At 73.2% G+C, this 15,782-nt stretch carries 13 protein-coding genes; 8 read left to right on the top strand and 5 right to left on the bottom strand.

Annotated elements, in window-relative coordinates; translation table 11 throughout:
- Positions 1-165 precede the first annotated feature (165 nt).
- A complete protein-coding gene (locus ABT026_RS13080; RefSeq protein ID WP_351114316.1) occupies positions 166-849 on the bottom strand; it encodes a hypothetical protein in 684 nt (227 codons plus the stop codon).
- 178 nt (positions 850-1,027) lie between these two features.
- Between ABT026_RS13080 and dnaE the strand changes: the two genes are divergently transcribed.
- A complete protein-coding gene (dnaE, locus tag ABT026_RS13075) occupies positions 1,028-4,567 on the top strand; it encodes a DNA polymerase III subunit alpha (RefSeq protein ID WP_351114315.1) in 3,540 nt (1,179 codons plus the stop codon).
- Positions 4,568-4,695: 128 nt separating this feature from the next.
- Here dnaE and ABT026_RS13070 read toward each other — a convergent pair whose 3' ends face one another.
- Positions 4,696-4,863 (bottom strand): hypothetical protein, encoded by a 168-nt coding sequence (locus ABT026_RS13070; RefSeq protein WP_351114313.1) that lies wholly within the window; start codon positions 4,861-4,863, stop codon positions 4,696-4,698.
- 262 nt (positions 4,864-5,125) lie between these two features.
- Here ABT026_RS13070 and ABT026_RS13065 point away from each other — a divergent pair, with 262 nt between their 5' ends.
- From ABT026_RS13065 to ABT026_RS13050, 4 genes are all read left to right on the top strand, one after another.
- The gene (locus tag ABT026_RS13065; RefSeq protein ID WP_351114312.1) at positions 5,126-6,433 is read left to right on the top strand and encodes an NYN domain-containing protein; all 1,308 of its coding nucleotides are present in this window, start codon (positions 5,126-5,128) and stop codon (positions 6,431-6,433) included.
- A 130-nt stretch (positions 6,434-6,563) separates the two neighbouring features.
- Positions 6,564-7,535 (top strand): ABC transporter ATP-binding protein, encoded by a 972-nt coding sequence (locus ABT026_RS13060; RefSeq protein ID WP_351114461.1) that lies wholly within the window; start codon positions 6,564-6,566, stop codon positions 7,533-7,535.
- 70 nt (positions 7,536-7,605) lie between these two features.
- Positions 7,606-8,448 (top strand): ABC transporter permease, encoded by an 843-nt coding sequence (locus tag ABT026_RS13055; RefSeq protein ID WP_351114311.1) that lies wholly within the window; start codon positions 7,606-7,608, stop codon positions 8,446-8,448.
- 34 nt (positions 8,449-8,482) lie between these two features.
- Positions 8,483-9,277 carry an AAA family ATPase gene (locus tag ABT026_RS13050; protein ID WP_351114310.1) on the top strand — a complete coding sequence of 265 codons (795 nt, stop codon included), beginning with the start codon at positions 8,483-8,485 and terminating at the stop codon, positions 9,275-9,277.
- A 149-nt stretch (positions 9,278-9,426) separates the two neighbouring features.
- Here ABT026_RS13050 and ybaK read toward each other — a convergent pair whose 3' ends face one another.
- The 3 genes from ybaK to ABT026_RS13035 form a co-directional block, all read right to left on the bottom strand.
- The gene (ybaK, locus tag ABT026_RS13045) at positions 9,427-9,927 is read right to left on the bottom strand and encodes a Cys-tRNA(Pro) deacylase (RefSeq protein WP_351114309.1); all 501 of its coding nucleotides are present in this window, start codon (positions 9,925-9,927) and stop codon (positions 9,427-9,429) included.
- A 127-nt stretch (positions 9,928-10,054) separates the two neighbouring features.
- Positions 10,055-10,795 (bottom strand): LON peptidase substrate-binding domain-containing protein, encoded by a 741-nt coding sequence (locus ABT026_RS13040; RefSeq protein WP_351114308.1) that lies wholly within the window; start codon positions 10,793-10,795, stop codon positions 10,055-10,057.
- A gap of 147 nt (positions 10,796-10,942) precedes the next feature.
- Positions 10,943-12,535, bottom strand: coding sequence for an oxidoreductase (locus tag ABT026_RS13035; protein WP_351114306.1), 1,593 nt, complete (start codon positions 12,533-12,535; stop codon positions 10,943-10,945).
- 173 nt (positions 12,536-12,708) lie between these two features.
- On the opposite strand from ABT026_RS13035, the gene hisD reads away from it, so the two are divergent.
- From hisD to hisB, 3 genes are read left to right on the top strand one after another with little or no spacing between them, the layout of a single operon-like run.
- Positions 12,709-14,034 carry a histidinol dehydrogenase gene (gene hisD / locus ABT026_RS13030; RefSeq protein WP_351114304.1) on the top strand — a complete coding sequence of 442 codons (1,326 nt, stop codon included), beginning with the start codon at positions 12,709-12,711 and terminating at the stop codon, positions 14,032-14,034.
- 5 nt (positions 14,035-14,039) lie between these two features.
- Positions 14,040-15,191, top strand: coding sequence for a histidinol-phosphate transaminase (locus ABT026_RS13025; RefSeq protein WP_351114460.1), 1,152 nt, complete (start codon positions 14,040-14,042; stop codon positions 15,189-15,191).
- Positions 15,188-15,781 carry an imidazoleglycerol-phosphate dehydratase HisB gene (gene hisB / locus ABT026_RS13020; protein WP_351114303.1) on the top strand — a complete coding sequence of 198 codons (594 nt, stop codon included), beginning with the start codon at positions 15,188-15,190 and terminating at the stop codon, positions 15,779-15,781. The genes ABT026_RS13025 and hisB overlap by 4 nt, the downstream gene beginning before the upstream one ends.
- The last annotated feature ends 1 nt before the right edge of the window (position 15,782 follow it).

The following is a 15,782-nucleotide window of genomic DNA, read 5'->3' as shown; positions in this document are numbered from 1 at the left end:
TCTCCTGTAAGGGGGAAGGAAGGAGTTGATCAAGCTGAGGAACTGCGGAAACCGGTGAGGCCGACGGCGTACGCGGGCGCGTCAGGGCGCGCTCGTACGCGGGGACGACCCGATGACGAGGCCCGGCGGGGCCAGGCAGGGGGAACCGCGCGGGAGCGCCGCGGGTCAGGCGGCGGCGGTGTACGCGGCGGGAGGCCCGCGCAGCCCGCGGGAGCGCACCAGGTACCGGATCCGCGGGGCCCCGGCCGCGGTGGCGCGGACGACGGGCCGCGGCACGCGGACGGCGGGCGCGGCGACGGTGGCGAAGGCCACCAGCAGCGGACGGAAGGTGGTCGCGGCGACGGCACGCAGCACCTGGCCCAGCGCGCGCTCGCCGCGGCTCAGCCAGGCGGCGGCCAGCAGCCCCACCCCGACGTGGCAGGCGAGCAGCGCCCAGGCCGCGCCCGGCCCGCTCCCGGCGAGCACCGCGGCGGCGCCCTCCGGGGAGGCCGCGGGCGTCAGGGACGCGCCCACCGGGGTCCCGGCGCAGAGCAGGTCGAGGCCGACGGAGTGCAGGGGACCGGTCACCGGCCCCCCGGCCGCGCCGTAGCAGGCGTGCTGGCCGGAGGTGAAGACCGTGTCGACGGCGAGTTCCAGGGGGACCAGCAGGGCCGCGATCGACCCGAAACGCCGCTCCCGGCCGGCCAGCGCCCAGGCCGCGACGAAGACGGCCGCGCAGACCGCGGCCACGGTGGACAGCGGCAGCGGCGCGCCCGAGAGCAGCACGTGGGACGCGCTGCCGACCGTCACGGCCAGTGCCGTGAACAGCACCGCGCGCGCGGCTCTCAGGGGGGCCCGGGACCTGTCCATCTCGCGGAAAGTCTGGCACGCCGCTGGTTAAAGGACTGGTAAAAGGTGACGGTGGCCACCGGCCGGAGCCGGGAAGGTTCCCGATGCCCCGGGTTGTCGGCGGCGGGGCATAGAATTCGAGACCGACCCGTCGGACCACGCGCACCCCCCGACCCGTGCTCCTCAGGAGGCCCCACCCGTGTCGAAGCCGCCCTTCACGCACCTGCACGTCCACACCCAGTACTCGCTGCTGGACGGTGCCGCGCGGCTCAAGGACATGTTCCAGGCCTGCCAGGACATGGGCATGACGCACATCGCCATGTCCGACCACGGCAACCTGCACGGGGCCTACGACTTCTTCCACAGCGCGAAGAAGGCCGGGATCACGCCGATCATCGGCATCGAGGCGTACGTCGCCCCCGAGTCGCGGCGCAACAAGCGCAAGATCCAGTGGGGCCAGCCGCACCAGAAGCGCGACGACGTCTCCGGTTCCGGCGGTTACACCCACAAGACCATCTGGGCGGCGAACGCCACCGGCCTGCACAACCTCTTCCGGCTCTCCTCGGACGCCTACAAGGAGGGCTGGCTGCAGAAGTGGCCCCGGATGGACAAGGAGACCATCTCCCAGTGGTCCGAGGGGCTGATCGCCTCCACCGGCTGCCCCTCCGGCGAGGTCCAGACCCGGCTGCGGCTCGGCCAGTTCGACGAGGCGGTCAAGGCGGCCGCCGACTACCAGGACATCTTCGGCAAGGACCGGTACTTCCTGGAGCTGATGGACCACGGCATCGACATCGAGCACCGGGTCCGCGAAGGCCTCCTGGAGATCGGGAAGAAGCTCGGTATCCCGCCGCTGGTCACCAACGACTCGCACTACACCTACGCGCACGAGGCCACCGCCCACGACGCGCTGCTGTGCATCCAGACCGGCAAGAACCTCTCCGACCCCGACCGCTTCAGGTTCGACGGGACCGGCTACTACCTGAAGTCGACGGAGGAGATGTACGCCATCGACTCCTCCGACGCCTGGCAGGAGGGCTGCCGCAACACCCTCCTGGTCGCCGAACAGATCGACACCACCGGCATGTTCGAGAAGCGCGACCTCATGCCGAAGTTCGACATCCCGGAGGGCTACACCGAGGTCACCTGGTTCCAGGAGGAGGTCCGCCGCGGCATGGAGCGCCGCTACCCGGGCGGCATCCCCGAGGACCGGCAGCGGCAGGCCGACTACGAGATGGACGTCATCATCCAGATGGGGTTCCCGGGCTACTTCCTGGTGGTCGCCGACTTCATCAACTGGGCCAAGGACAACGGCATCGCGGTGGGCCCGGGCCGCGGCTCCGCGGCCGGCTCGATCGTCGCCTACGCGATGGGCATCACCGACCTCGACCCGATCCCGCACGGCCTGATCTTCGAGCGCTTCCTCAACCCCGAGCGCGTCTCCATGCCCGACGTCGACATCGACTTCGACGAGCGCAGGCGCGTCGAGGTGATCCGCTACGTCACCGAGAAGTACGGCGCCGACAAGGTCGCCATGATTGGCACCTACGGCACGATCAAGGCCAAGAACGCCATCAAGGACTCCGCCCGCGTCCTCGGCTACCCGTACGCGATGGGCGACCGCCTCACCAAGGCGATGCCCGCCGACGTCCTCGGCAAGGGCATCCCGCTCTCCGGCATCACCGACCCCAAGCACCCCCGTTACTCGGAGGCCGGCGAGATCCGGTCGATGTACGAGAACGAGCCGGACGTCAAGAAGGTCATCGACACCGCCATGGGCGTCGAGGGCCTGGTGCGGCAGATGGGCGTGCACGCCGCCGGCGTCATCATGTCCAGCGAGACCATCACCGACCACGTCCCGGTCTGGGTCCGGCACACCGACGGCGTCACCATCACGCAGTGGGACTACCCGAGCTGCGAGTCGCTCGGCCTGCTGAAGATGGACTTCCTTGGCCTGCGCAACCTCACGATCATGGACGACGCCGTCAAGATGGTGAAGGCCAACAAGGGGATCGACATCGATCTCCTGAGCCTCCCGCTCGACGACCCGACGACCTTCGAGCTCCTCCAGCGAGGCGACACCCTCGGCGTCTTCCAGTTCGACGGCGGTCCCATGCGCTCCCTGCTGCGCATGATGAAGCCCGACAACTTCGAGGACATCTCCGCCGTCTCGGCCCTGTACCGGCCGGGCCCGATGGGCATGAACTCGCACATCAACTACGCGCTCCGCAAGAACAAGCAGCAGGAGATCACGCCGATCCACAAGGAGCTCGAGGAGCCCCTCGAGGAGGTCCTGGCGGTCACCTACGGCCTCATCGTGTACCAGGAGCAGGTGCAGAAGGCCGCCCAGATCGTCGCCGGCTACTCGCTCGGCGAGGCCGACATCCTGCGTCGCGTGATGGGCAAGAAGAAGCCCGACGAACTGGCCAAGAACTTCACCATCTTCCAGGCCGGCGCCCGCAAGAACGGCTACAGCGACGAGGCGATCCAGGCGCTCTGGGACGTGCTGGTGCCCTTCGCCGGCTACGCGTTCAACAAGGCGCACTCCGCCGCCTACGGCCTGGTCTCCTACTGGACGGCCTACCTCAAGGCCAACCACCCGGCCGAGTACATGGCCGGTCTGCTCACCTCGGTGAAGGACGACAAGGACAAGTCCGCGGTCTACCTCAACGAGTGCCGCCGCATGGGCATCAAGGTGCTCCCGCCGAACGTCAACGAGTCCGAGCCCAACTTCGCCGCCCAGGGCGACGACGTGATCCTCTTCGGCCTCTCCGCGGTCCGCAACGTCGGCTCCAACGTCGTCGACTCGGTGATCAGGACCCGCAAGGCCAAGGGGAAGTTCTCCTCCTTCCCCGACTACCTCGACAAGGTCGAGGCCGTGGTCTGCAACAAGCGCACCACCGAGTCGCTGATCAAGGCCGGCGCCTTCGACTCCATGGGGCACACCCGCAAGGGGCTGATCGCCCAGTACGAGCCGATGATCGACAACGTGGTCCAGGTCAAGCGCAAGGAGGCCGAGGGCCAGTTCGACCTCTTCGGCGGCATGGGCGACGAGGGCGCCGACGAACCGGGCTTCGGGCTCGACGTCGAGTTCTCCACCGACGAGTGGGAGAAGACCTACCTGCTCGCCCAGGAGCGGGAGATGCTCGGTCTGTACGTCTCCGACCACCCGCTCTTCGGCCTGGAGAACGTCCTGTCCGACAAGGCGGACGCCGGTATCGCGCAGCTCACCGGCGGCGACTACGGGGACGGCGCGGTCGTCACCATCGGCGGCATCATCTCCGGCATCCAGCGCAAGATGACCAAGCAGGGCAACGCCTGGGCCATCGCCACCGTCGAGGACCTGGCCGGCTCCATCGACTGCATGTTCTTCCCCGCCACCTACCAGCTGGTCTCCACCCAGCTCGTCGAGGACGCCGTCGTCTTCGTCAAGGGCCGCCTCGACAAGCGCGAGGACGTGCCGCGGCTGGTCGCCATGGAGCTGATGGTCCCCGACCTGTCCAACGCCGGGACCAACGCGCCGGTGGTGCTCACCATCCCGGCCACCCGCGTCACCCCGCCCATGGTGACCCGGCTCGGGGAGATCCTCTCCAGCCACAAGGGCGACAGCGAGGTGCGGATCAAGCTCCAGGGCCCGCGCAAGACGACGGTGCTGCGCCTGGACCGGCACCGGGTGAAGCCCGACCCCGCCCTCTACGGCGACCTCAAGGTGCTGCTCGGCCCGTCCTGCCTGGCGGGCTGAACCGGCTCCCCCCGCCTGGCGGGGCGAGCTCCCCGGCTCCGGCCGCGGAACGCTTCAGGGGCCCGCCTCGGCTCGCGGTGCGAACCCGGGCAGGCCCCTCAGGACGCGATGTGCGCGTCAGACGTGCGTCAGTTGTGGCCGAAACGGCGCTGCTTGTTGCGCGCGACGTCCGCCGGGCTGCCCTGGACCTGCGCGACCGTGGACTGGTGCGGCGCGGCCTCGTCCGAGCGGTGCTGCGGACGGTCCGACCGGGCGGCGCGCTGGGCGGGCTTGCGGGTGTTCTTGTTCTTGGCCATGGTGATCTTCCTCCTGTGGGGGAATCGGTGGGCCAGAGCCGAATTCAGACTCACACAGGCCGCTCACGCACGCATGTCGGGCGACTACCGTCTGTGACAGGCCCGTTGGGGCGTAGCGCCGCCAAGGAGCGCGGCGGCCCGGCGCCGCACGGCCAAACGCCACGCCGAAGATCGAGTTCGGGCCGTGTGGACCCCCGTGCTGGGGCAGACTCGAAGCGAGCCCGAAGCACACCTCCCCGGACAGAGGAAAGAGGGTGACCGCGTGGACCGCTGCATCGTCCTGGTGGACGCCGGATATCTGCTGGGTGCCGCCGCCAGCCTCCTCGCCGGAGAGCCCTCGCGGTCCCGCATCTCCGTCGACCACGCCGCCCTCATCCAGGGCCTGCGCGAGCGCGCGGAGGCCGACACCCGGCAACCCCTGCTGCGCATCTACTGGTTCGACGGAGCCCCCGACCGGGTCCCGCAGCCGGAGCACCGCAGACTGCGGGTGATGCCCCGGGTCACCGTCCGCCTCGGCGCCCTCACGCGCTCCGAGGGACGCTGGGCACAGAAGGGCGTCGACGCGGCCATGCACGCCGAACTGACCGAACTGGCCCGCAACCGCGCCTGCTCCGACATCGTCCTGGTGACCGGCGACGGCGACCTGCTGCCCGGGATGATGTCCGCCAAGGAGCACGGTGTCGCCGTCCACCTCTGGGCCGTGCAGGCCGCCGACAACAACTACAACCAGTCCGAGGACCTGGTCGCCGAGGCCGACGAACGCCGTGTCCTCGACCGGGCCTGGATCACCCAGGCCGTCCGCGCCCGCGACCTGACCGGGGCCTGCCCGCCGCAGCCCGCGCCGCGGCCCGAGATCGCCGCCATCCTCTCCGCCCCGCCCGGCGAACCCCCGGCCCAGGCCGACCGGCGGCCCCCCGCCCCCGACGGCTCCCACCCCGCCCCCGTCAACGGAAACCCCCACAACGGCGGCCCCCACAACGGCGGCGCCCTCAACGGAAGCCCGCCCAACGGCAACGCCGTCGACGGCGACGGCGACGGGGGCGCCGACCGGGTACCGGCCACCAAGGGCGTGCCCACCCCGAAGGACCTCGCCGCCCTGCGCGCCCCCGGCCCCCCGGTCACCGCCGCCCCCGCGCCGCAGCCCGCCACCGCCACCCTGCGCTGGTCCTCCGACCGCGGCTGGGTCGAGCGCCCCGGCACGCCGCCCGAGTCCCCCGAGGCCGCCACCCTGCCCACGCTGGCCCAGCTCACCAGCGCCGAGCAGCGGTGGGCCGACCACGAGGAGGACATCACCAGCGTCGGCGGCGACGCCTACGAGGTCGGCCAGGTCTTCGCCCGCCGCTGGATCCAGCGGGTCACCGACACCGCCTGCCTGGGAAAGCTCTCCGCGGAGTACCCCCGCATCCCGCACCGCGTCGACGGCGAACTGCTCCGCTACGCCGCCCGCTTCGGGCTGCTCGCGCACAAGGACGACCAGATCGACGAGCACGACCGTTACGCCATCCGTGCGGGGTTCTGGCGCGAGGTCGACAGCCACACCGGGGCCGAGCGCCCGGCCGTCGCCGAGTGAACCGCACCCCGCCGGGCGCCGGGCGGGGCGCCGTCGGCGGCGGGGTTGAATTTCGGGCCGAGTCGGGCACCCCGTAGGCTCATCCCTTGTGAACGCACGCTCCGCACCGCCGTCCCCTCGCCCCGAGGCCGTGTGCGCGGTGCGTGACCTCACCAAGACCTACCCGGCCGGCCGTGGCCGCCGCGGCGCGCCCGGCACCCCGGAGGTGCGGGCCACCGACGCCGTCAGCCTGGAGATCCGGCGCGGTGAGATCTTCGGCCTGCTGGGGCCCAACGGCGCCGGCAAATCCACCCTTGTCCGGCAGATCACCGGGCTGATGCGGCCCGACCGCGGCAGCGTCACCCTCTACGGCCACGACATCGTCCGCCATCCCGAACGCGCCTCGCGGATCCTCGCCTACCTCGGCCAGGAGTCCACCGCCCTGGACGAGCTGACCGTCTCGCTGGCCGTGGAGACCACCGGCCGGCTGCGCGGGCTCGACGTACGCGCCGCGCGCGCCGAGCGGGACGCCGTCCTCGACGAACTCGGCCTCGCCCCCCTCGCCGGCCGGGCCCTGCGCAAGCTGTCCGGCGGCCAGCGCCGGCTCGCCTGCTTCGCCACCGCGCTGGTCGGCGAGCGCCCCCTGCTGGTCCTCGACGAGCCGACCACCGGCATGGACCCGGTCGCCCGCCGCGCCGTCTGGTCCGCCGTCGACCGCCGCCGCGCCGAGCGCGGGGCGACGGTGCTGCTGGTCACCCACAACGTCATCGAGGCGGAGACCGTGCTGGACCGGGTCGCCGTGCTCGACCGGGGCCGGGTCATCGCCTGCGACACCCCCTCCGGCCTCAAGGAGCGCGTCGCCGACGAGGTCCGCGTCGACCTGGTCTGGCGGGAGAACGCCCCGCTGCACGTGCCCGAGGTGGCCGCGCTGCGCGGCCGCGCCGTCGAGTCCGGGCGCCGCTGGACCCTGCGGCTCGCCCCCGACGAGGCGCGCGCCGCCGTCGGAGCGGTCACCGGCGGGGCCGCCTTCGCCGCGCTGGACGACTTCACCCTGGCCACGCCGAGCCTGGAGGACGTCTACCTGGCGCTCGGCGGCGAGTCCCGGGGACTGGTGAAGGCGTGAGGACCCCGGACGGCGTGCGGACCGCGGCCCCGGGCACGCCCGCGACCGCGTCGACGATGAGGAGCAGCCTGTGAGCGTCGTACCCGCCGAGACGCGGCCGGGCACGGTACCGGCGCCCGCGGCGGCCCCGCAGCCGACGGGTGCCGCCCCCATGGCGTGCGCCGAGCTCGGGCCCCGGACCAGGCTGTGGCCGGCCCTCGACGCCGTCTACCGGGCCCAGCTCTCCCGGGCCCGGGTCGCGCGGATCCCGCTGCTGTTCGTGGCCACCTTCCAGTCCGTCGGCATCATGATCCTGATGCGCGGCGTGGTGGACGGCGGCGACGAGGCGCGGGCCGTGGTCGCCGGCTCCTCCGTGCTGGTCGTCGCCTTCGTGGCGCTCAACCTGCTCTCCCAGTACTTCGGCCAGCTGCGGGCCGGCGGCGGGCTCGACCACTACGCCACCCTCCCCGTGCCGCCCGCCGCGGTGGTGCTGGGCGCGGCCGCCGCCTACGCCTCGTTCACCGTCCCGGGGACCGTGGTCACGGCCGTCTTCGGGTGCCTGCTCTTCGGCCTGCCGCTCACCCACCTGTGGGTGCTGGCCGCCGTGGTCCCGCTGGCCGGGGCCGCCCTCGCCGGGCTCGGCGCGGCCTGCGGGTTGCTCGCGCCCCGGCCCGAGCTGGCCACCCTGCTGGGGCAGCTCGGCATGTCCGCGGCGCTGCTGCTGGGCGTGCTGCCCGCCTCCCGGATGCCGCAGGCGGTCGCCCTGGCCCGGGACCTGCTGCCCTCCACCTACGCGGTCGAGGCGTTCACCCGCTCCTTCGGGGCGCGGCCGGACTGGGCCCTCGTGCTGGGCGACCTCGCCGTCTGCGCCGTCGTCGGCGTCATCTCGCTGGCCGTGGCCACCTGGGCCTACCGCAGGGCCGCCGTCCGGTGACGCGCCGTCCGGCCCGGCCTGGCACGATGTCAGGGTGACCGCACCTCTGACTCCTCCTCCGCACCCGCAGTCCTCCTCCCAGGACGGCACCGCCCAGGACGGCACCGCCGACGGCGCCACGGTGCACGGCGACTCCCCGGCGCCCGGCGGGTCGCAGGCCGCCGAGCGGCACGGCGAGGGCGCCACGGCCGGCGAGCCGGCCGGCGGCTCCCACCGGTACGCGCCGCGCTCCGCGCTGCGGGCGTACCTGGAGGACGGCCCCGGCCTGCGCACCGAGCTGCGGCAGGCCGCGCTGGTGCTGGGCGCGCTCACCGCGGCCGGACTGCTGCTGGGGCTGCTCTGGGTCTGGCTGGCGCCGCGGGTGCCGCTGGTGGGGGAGGTGGCCGACGGCCGGTGGGTGGCCTTCCTCGCGGACATCGAGGGCGAGCAGTCGGTCGGCGCGGCCGGAACGTTCACCCTGCTGGCCGCGGGGTTCGGACTGCTCAGCGCGGTGCCGGTGTTCCTGCTCGCGCGGCGCGGCGGCGTGCCGGTGGTCGTGGGGCTCTGCCTCGGCGGGCTGCTGGGGTCGCTGGTGGCCTGGCAGATCGGCATGTCGCTCGGACCCACGAGCGACGTGGCGGCGCACGCCCGCCAGGTGGGCGAGGGCGTCCGGTTCGACGCGCCGCTGGAACTCCACGCCATCAGCGCGCTGGCCGCCTGGCCGGTGGTCGCCCTGCTGACCCACCTGACCCTCACGGCGCTCCTCGTACCGCGCGAGGACGAGGAGTCCGGCGGCGACCTGCGGGACGACGGCGACGACCCGGCGCCGACGGTCAGTCTCCAGAAGTAGGCCCCGCCGCCGGGCTCGGGCCCGGCCCCCGGTTCCGCCCGGGCCGGACGCGACGGCTGGGAGGATCGCCCTGCTGCCCTGCTGCCCTGCTGCCCTGCTGCCCTGCTGCCCTGCTGCCCTGCTGCCCTGCCGCCCTGCTGCCCTGGTCCCTACGCCCGCCCGATCGGGGCGAGTACCGCTGAGGTCAGGGTGGCCAGGTCCTTGGGGGACAGCTCGACCTCCAGGCCGCGCCGGCCGGCGGAGACGCAGATCGTCACGTGGCCCTCGGCGGAGGCGTCCAGCACCGTCCGCAGCCGCTTGCGCTGGCCCAGCGGCGAGATGCCGCCCCGGACGTACCCCGTGGTGCGCTCGGCCAGCGTGGGGTCGGCCATCGCCGCCCGCTTGCCGCCCACCGCGGAGGCCAGCGCCTTCAGGTCCAGCGACCCGGCCACCGGCACGACGGCCACCACCAGCGAGCCGTCCACGTCCGCGACCAGGGTCTTGAACACCCGCTCCGGCGACACGCCCATCGCCTCGGCGGCCTCCTCGCCGTAGGAGGGGTGCGCGGGGTCGTGCTCGTAGGCGTGCACGGTGAACGCCACGCCGGCCTCGGTCAGCGCGACCGTGGCGGGCGTGCCGCCGGACTGCTGCTTCTTCGACTTCTTCGCCATCTTCCCGTCCTGTGCGGCTCCGCGCGCCCGGTGAAGGGCCGGGACGCGTCCCCGCGCAGCGTAGTGCCGGGCGCGGAGTGCGCGCGGGGGCCGTCCGCGGTGCGAACCGCGCGCACCGGCCGCCGGATCAGTTGAGGCTGGTGGGGGTGCGGGTCAGGTCGCCGGCCGGGAGGGAGGGCAGGCTGCGGATGATCGAGGCCTCCCGGCGCAGCAGCCGCAGCTCGTCCCGCAGCCGCGACGCCGTGTCGGGGGTCTGGAGCAGCCGCTGCTTGGTCGGGGTGTCCAGCACCATCGCCGCGGCGACCAGGTACGACACCACCGACGGTTCGTCCGGCAGCTCGGCCGACGAGGTCAGCGACCGCTCACTCGCCCCCGCCAGCCGCTTCTGGTACTGCCGGAAGGAGCGCAGCACCCCCTCGGCGAGCGTCCCCGCGCCGTCGCCCTCCTCCTCCGGCAGCTCCTCCAGCTCGCCCGTCAGGTACGGCCCCGAGGCGTCCACCGAGAGCAGCCTGGCCCGCTTCGTGCCGGTGGCCAGCACCTCGTAGGTGCCGTCGGCGCGCTCGCGGATGGTAGCCACGTCGGCCACGCAGACCACCGAGTGGAAGGAGTTGCCCGGCTCCGGGGCGAAACCGGCGGCCGGGCCCCGTTCCGGCGGCGTGGTCGGGTCGGGCATGCCTGGAGCACTGGGCGCCACCTCGTGGCCGTCCCGGATGGCGACCACGGCGAACCGGCGCGGCGCCTCCTCCGGCACCAGGAGCAGGTCGCGCATCATGGCGCGATACCGCTCCTCGAAGACGTTCAGGGGAAGCACGAGCCCGGGGAACAGGACCATGTTCAGGGGAAACAGCGGCAGCCGCAGGGTGGTCACGGCGCAAAAGCCTAATGCGCGCGACGGCCGGACCCCGCGCCGCGGTCGGCCGCCCGCCGTGCCGGACCCCGCGCGCGGCGCCGGAAGCCGGCCGCGGCCCCGGTCCGGCCGGTCACGGTCGAGCCCCACCCGGCCGCCGGGCGGGCCTCAGAGCCGGCCCAGCAGCCGGGTGAACCCGGCGGCCACCGCCGTGGCCATCACCCAGCCGAGCAGGATCAGCACGGCGGCCAGCCACTGCCAGACGCCCCGCAGATGCCAGGCGGTGGCATGCCCGAGGTCGATCACCGGCAGCAGCAGGTCCAGCGAGAACAGCGCCGGAGACCACTCCGGGTGCTCCTCCGCCCGGGCGGGCGTCGGCTCGGAGCGGGAGAACAGCAGGGTGCTGGCGGCCCAGAGCACCGCCAGCCAGGTCGCCGCCCGGGCCGGCCGGTAGCCGTAGGCGACCGCGATGTCCTGGAGGTAGCCCCACAGCTTCGCCGCCGGAGGGAGGGTCTCCCGGCGGCGCCGGTGCTTGGCCAGCAGCACCTCGCGGGCGTCCTCGTCCTCGCCGCCGCCGCGCAGCACGGCCGCCAGCAACTCGTAGGGCTCCGGGCTGTACTCGGGGGTCGCCGCGACCAGCCACTCCAGGCGCTGCTCCAGGGTGAAGGGGCCCTGGGGCACCAGGTTCTCGTAGCAGAACCCGCCCATGTGCAGGCGGCCCGGCCCCGGCCAGCTCTCCGCCCGGTCCACCAGGTTCACCACCCGCGCCCCGGACAGCACCACCCGACCCCGCCGCGGCCGCACCGGCAGGAACCGCAGCTCCGGCGTCTGCACGCGGCGCAGCGACAGCTCCTGCTCGGCCGTCAGGGTGAACCTGGCGGCCCGCAGGTCCACCGAGTCGCCGAACCGCCCGTCGTCGAGGCGGACCCCGCCCAGGCAGTCGAACGGCTGGACCCGGATCCCGCGCGCCGGGGTGTTCCCGCCGAGCAGGGCGGATCCGACCCCCGCGGGCGTCAGGTACAGGGCGCGGCCCACCGTCAGCTGGGGAGCGTTGAGCGCGAGCCGCGCGTAGGGGTTGGCCAGGCGCGCGCCACGCAGGCTCAGCGAGGCGCCCACCTCCGCCGAACGCAGCCCCAGCTCGCCGTGCGACTCCAGCAGGTCCGCCTGCAGGTCCTGGCCGACCTTCATGCCGTCCGCGGACACCGAGCGCCCGTGCCGGTCGTGCCGCACCACCGCCTGGCTGAGCAGCAGGTCGGTGCCGATGCGGGCGTCGGAGAGCCGGATGCCGCGGGCGAAGCGGCACCGCGGCAGGTGCAGGTCGCCCTCGGTGTGCAGGCGGGCGGCCTCCAGGCGGGGGATCGCGCAGTTCTCCAGCCGCACGGTGGTGAACTTGGCCTCCGGGAGCAGGATCTCGTCGTCGAAGCGGCAGTCCGCCATCTCCACGTAGGGCTCGACCGTGCCGCCCGCCAGGTCCAGGGACCCGGTGACCCGCACCCCGACCAGCTTCAGCGCGGCCACCCGCCCGGCCAGGGCGGGCGGGCCGTCCAGCAGCAGCCAGCAGACGACGCGGGCACGCACGGTGCGCTCGGGGCCCCACGGGTGACGGCCGTGCGGGTCGTCCACTACGGGGTCGCCGTGGCGCAGGTCGTAGACGCTGCCGTCGCGGAACGCCAGCCACATCCCCGACTCCGCCGCCGTCAGGTCGCGCGGCGGGCCGGGCTCACGGATTCCGTCGGGAACGACGGGGCCACCCTCGGTCACGGCACTCACTCCCTCCTCCCGGTGCCCCCTGGTCGTACAGCGGTCATGCCCGAACGTGACCGCGCGGACACCTTGCGTAACGGTGATCTTTTGTCCGCCCCGGCGGGCGGCGGCCGTATCAGCGGTTGATACGTGACGCCGTTCCACCTTTCGGGTCTGAGAGAATTGGAGCCGTGATCTCCCGAATCGATCTGCGCGGCGACGCCCTCCCCGAGGGCCCCGCCCTGCGCAGCCTGCTGCCCCGAGCCGACTTCGACGTGTCCGCCGCCCTGGAGAAGGTGCGGCCGATCTGCGAGGACGTGCATCATCGTGGCGACGCGGCACTGATCGACTTCGCCGAGAAGTTCGACGGCGTGCGCCTGGAGTCCGTGCGCGTCCCGGCCGCCGCGCTCGCCGAGGCGCTGGAGAGCCTGGACCCGGAGATCCGCGCCGCCCTCGAGGAGTCGATCCGGCGCGTCCGCATGGTCCACCGCGCCCAGCGCCGCACCACCCACACCACCCAGGTCGCCCCCGGCGGCACGGTCACCGAGAAGTGGGTGCCGGTCCAGCGGGTCGGCCTGTACGCGCCCGGCGGCCGCGCGGTCTACCCGTCCTCCGTGATCATGGACACGGTGCCGGCCCAGGAGGCGGGCGTCGAGTCGATCGCGCTGGCCTCCCCGGCGCAGAAGGAGTTCGGCGGGCTGCCGCACCCCACCATCCTCGCCGCCTGCGCCCTGCTGGGCGTCGACGAGGTCTACGCGGCCGGCGGCGCCACCGCCGTCGCGATGTTCGCGTACGGCACCGAGTCCTGCCCGCCCGCCGACATGGTCACCGGCCCCGGCAACATCTGGGTCGCCGCCGCCAAGCGGTACTTCACCGGGAAGATCGGCATCGACGCCGAGGCCGGCCCGACCGAGATCGCGATCCTCGCCGACGACACCGCCGACCCGGTCCACGTCGCCGCCGACCTGATCAGCCAGGCCGAGCACGACCCGCTGGCCGGCGCGGTGCTGGTCACCGACTCCGAGGAGCTGGCCGAGGCGGTGGAGCGCGAGCTGAAGCCGCAGGTCGAGGCGAGCAAGCACACCACCGAGCGGATCGCCCCGGCGCTGGCCGGCCGCCAGTCCGCGATCGTCCTGGTCGACGGCATCGAGGACGGCCTGAAGGTGGTCGACGCCTACGGCGCCGAGCACCTGGAGGTCATCACCGCCGACGCCGCCGCGCTCGCCGACCGCGTGAAGAACGCCGGCGCGATCTTCGTCGGCCCCTGGTCCCCGGTCTCGCTGGGCGACTACGCGGCCGGCTCCAACCACGTGCTGCCCACCGGCGGCTGCGCCTGCCACTCCTCGGGCCTGTCCGTGCAGTCCTTCCTGCGCGGCATCCACATCGTCGACTACAGCCGAGACGCGCTGGCCGACGTGGCGCACACCGTCGTCACCCTCGCCGAGGCCGAGGACCTCCCGGCCCACGGCGCGGCGATCAAGGCGCGGTTCGACTGGAAGGTACCCGGGGGCAAGTGAGCGACGTGAGCGAGATCCGCATCGACGACCTGCCCGTACGCGAGGAGCTGCGCGGCAAGTCCCCCTACGGCGCGCCGCAGCTCGACGTGCCGGTGCGCCTGAACACCAACGAGAACCCCTACCCGCTGCCCGACGCGCTGGTCGAGCGCATCGCCGAGCGGGTCCGCGAGGCCGCGCGCCACCTCAACCGCTACCCGGACCGGGACGCGGTCGAGCTGCGTACCCGGCTCGCCGACTACCTCAACGACACGGCCCTGACGGACACCGCGGGCCCCCCGGTCGGCACGGAGAACGTCTGGGCCGCCAACGGCTCCAACGAGGTCCTCCAGCAGCTGCTGCAGACCTTCGGCGGACCCGGCCGCACCGCGATCGGCTTCGAGCCCTCGTACTCGATGCACGCCCTGATCGCCCGCGGCACCGGCACCGGCTGGATCTCCGGCCCCCGCAACGACGACTTCACCGTCGACGTCCCCGCGGCCGAGAAGGCGATCGCCGAGCACCGGCCGGACGTCGTGTTCGTCACGACGCCCAACAACCCCACCGGCAACGCCGTGCCGGCCGAGGCGGTGCTCGCCCTGTACGAGGCCGCGCAGGCCGCCAAGCCGTCGATCGTCGTGGTCGACGAGGCCTACGTCGAGTTCAGCCACGGCAGCTCGCTGCTGCCGCTGCTGGAGGGGCGCCCGCACCTGGTGATCTCCCGGACCATGTCCAAGGCGTTCGGCGCCGCGGGTCTGCGCCTGGGCTACTTCGCCGCCCACCCCGCCGTGGTGGACGCCGTCCAGCTGGTCCGGCTGCCGTACCACCTGTCGGCCGTCACCCAGGCCACGGCGCTCGCCGCCCTGGAACACACCGACACCCTGCTCGGCTACGTCGAGCAGCTGAAGAAGGAGCGCGACCGCCTGGTCGCCGAGCTCCGCGGACTCGGTTACGAGGTGACCGACTCCGACGCCAACTTCGTCCAGTTCGGCCGGTTCGACGACGCGCACGCCACCTGGCGGCGCATCCTCGACCACGGCGTGCTGGTGCGGGACAACGGCGTGCCCGGGTGGCTGCGGGTGACCGCGGGAACGCCCGCCGAGAACGACGCCTTCCTGGCGGCGGTACGCACGCTGGCAGAGGAAGACGTGAAGAAGCAGAACGAGGAGCAGAACTCATGAGCCGCGTCGGGCGCGTCGAGCGCACCACCAAGGAGACCAAGGTCCTGGTCGAGATCGACCTCGACGGGACGGGACGCACCGACATCTCCACCGGCGTCGGCTTCTACGACCACATGCTGGACCAGCTCGGCCGGCACGGCCTGTTCGACCTGACCGTGCGCACCGAGGGCGACCTGCACATCGACTCGCACCACACCATCGAGGACACCGCCCTCGCCATCGGCGCCGCCTTCAAGCAGGCGCTCGGCGACAAGGTCGGCATCTACCGGTTCGGCAACTGCACCGTGCCGCTGGACGAGTCCCTCGCCCAGGTCACCGTCGACCTCTCCGGCCGCCCCTACCTGGTGCACACCGAGCCGGAGAACATGGCGCCGATGATCGGCTCCTACGACACGACGATGACCCGGCACATCCTGGAGTCCTTCGTCGCGCAGGCGCAGATCGCCCTGCACGTCCACGTGCCGTACGGGCGCAACGCCCACCACATCGTGGAGTGCCAGTTCAAGGCGCTGGCCCGCGCGCTGCGCTACGCCTCCGAGCGCGACCCGCGCGCCGAGGGCATCCTGCCGTCCACGAAGGGCGCGCTGTAAC

This window comes from Streptomyces sp. NPDC002734, assembly GCF_040295685.1.
Taxonomy (GTDB): Bacteria; Actinomycetota; Actinomycetes; order Streptomycetales; family Streptomycetaceae; genus Streptomyces.
This window is presented reverse-complemented; position numbering and strand designations above follow the sequence as displayed.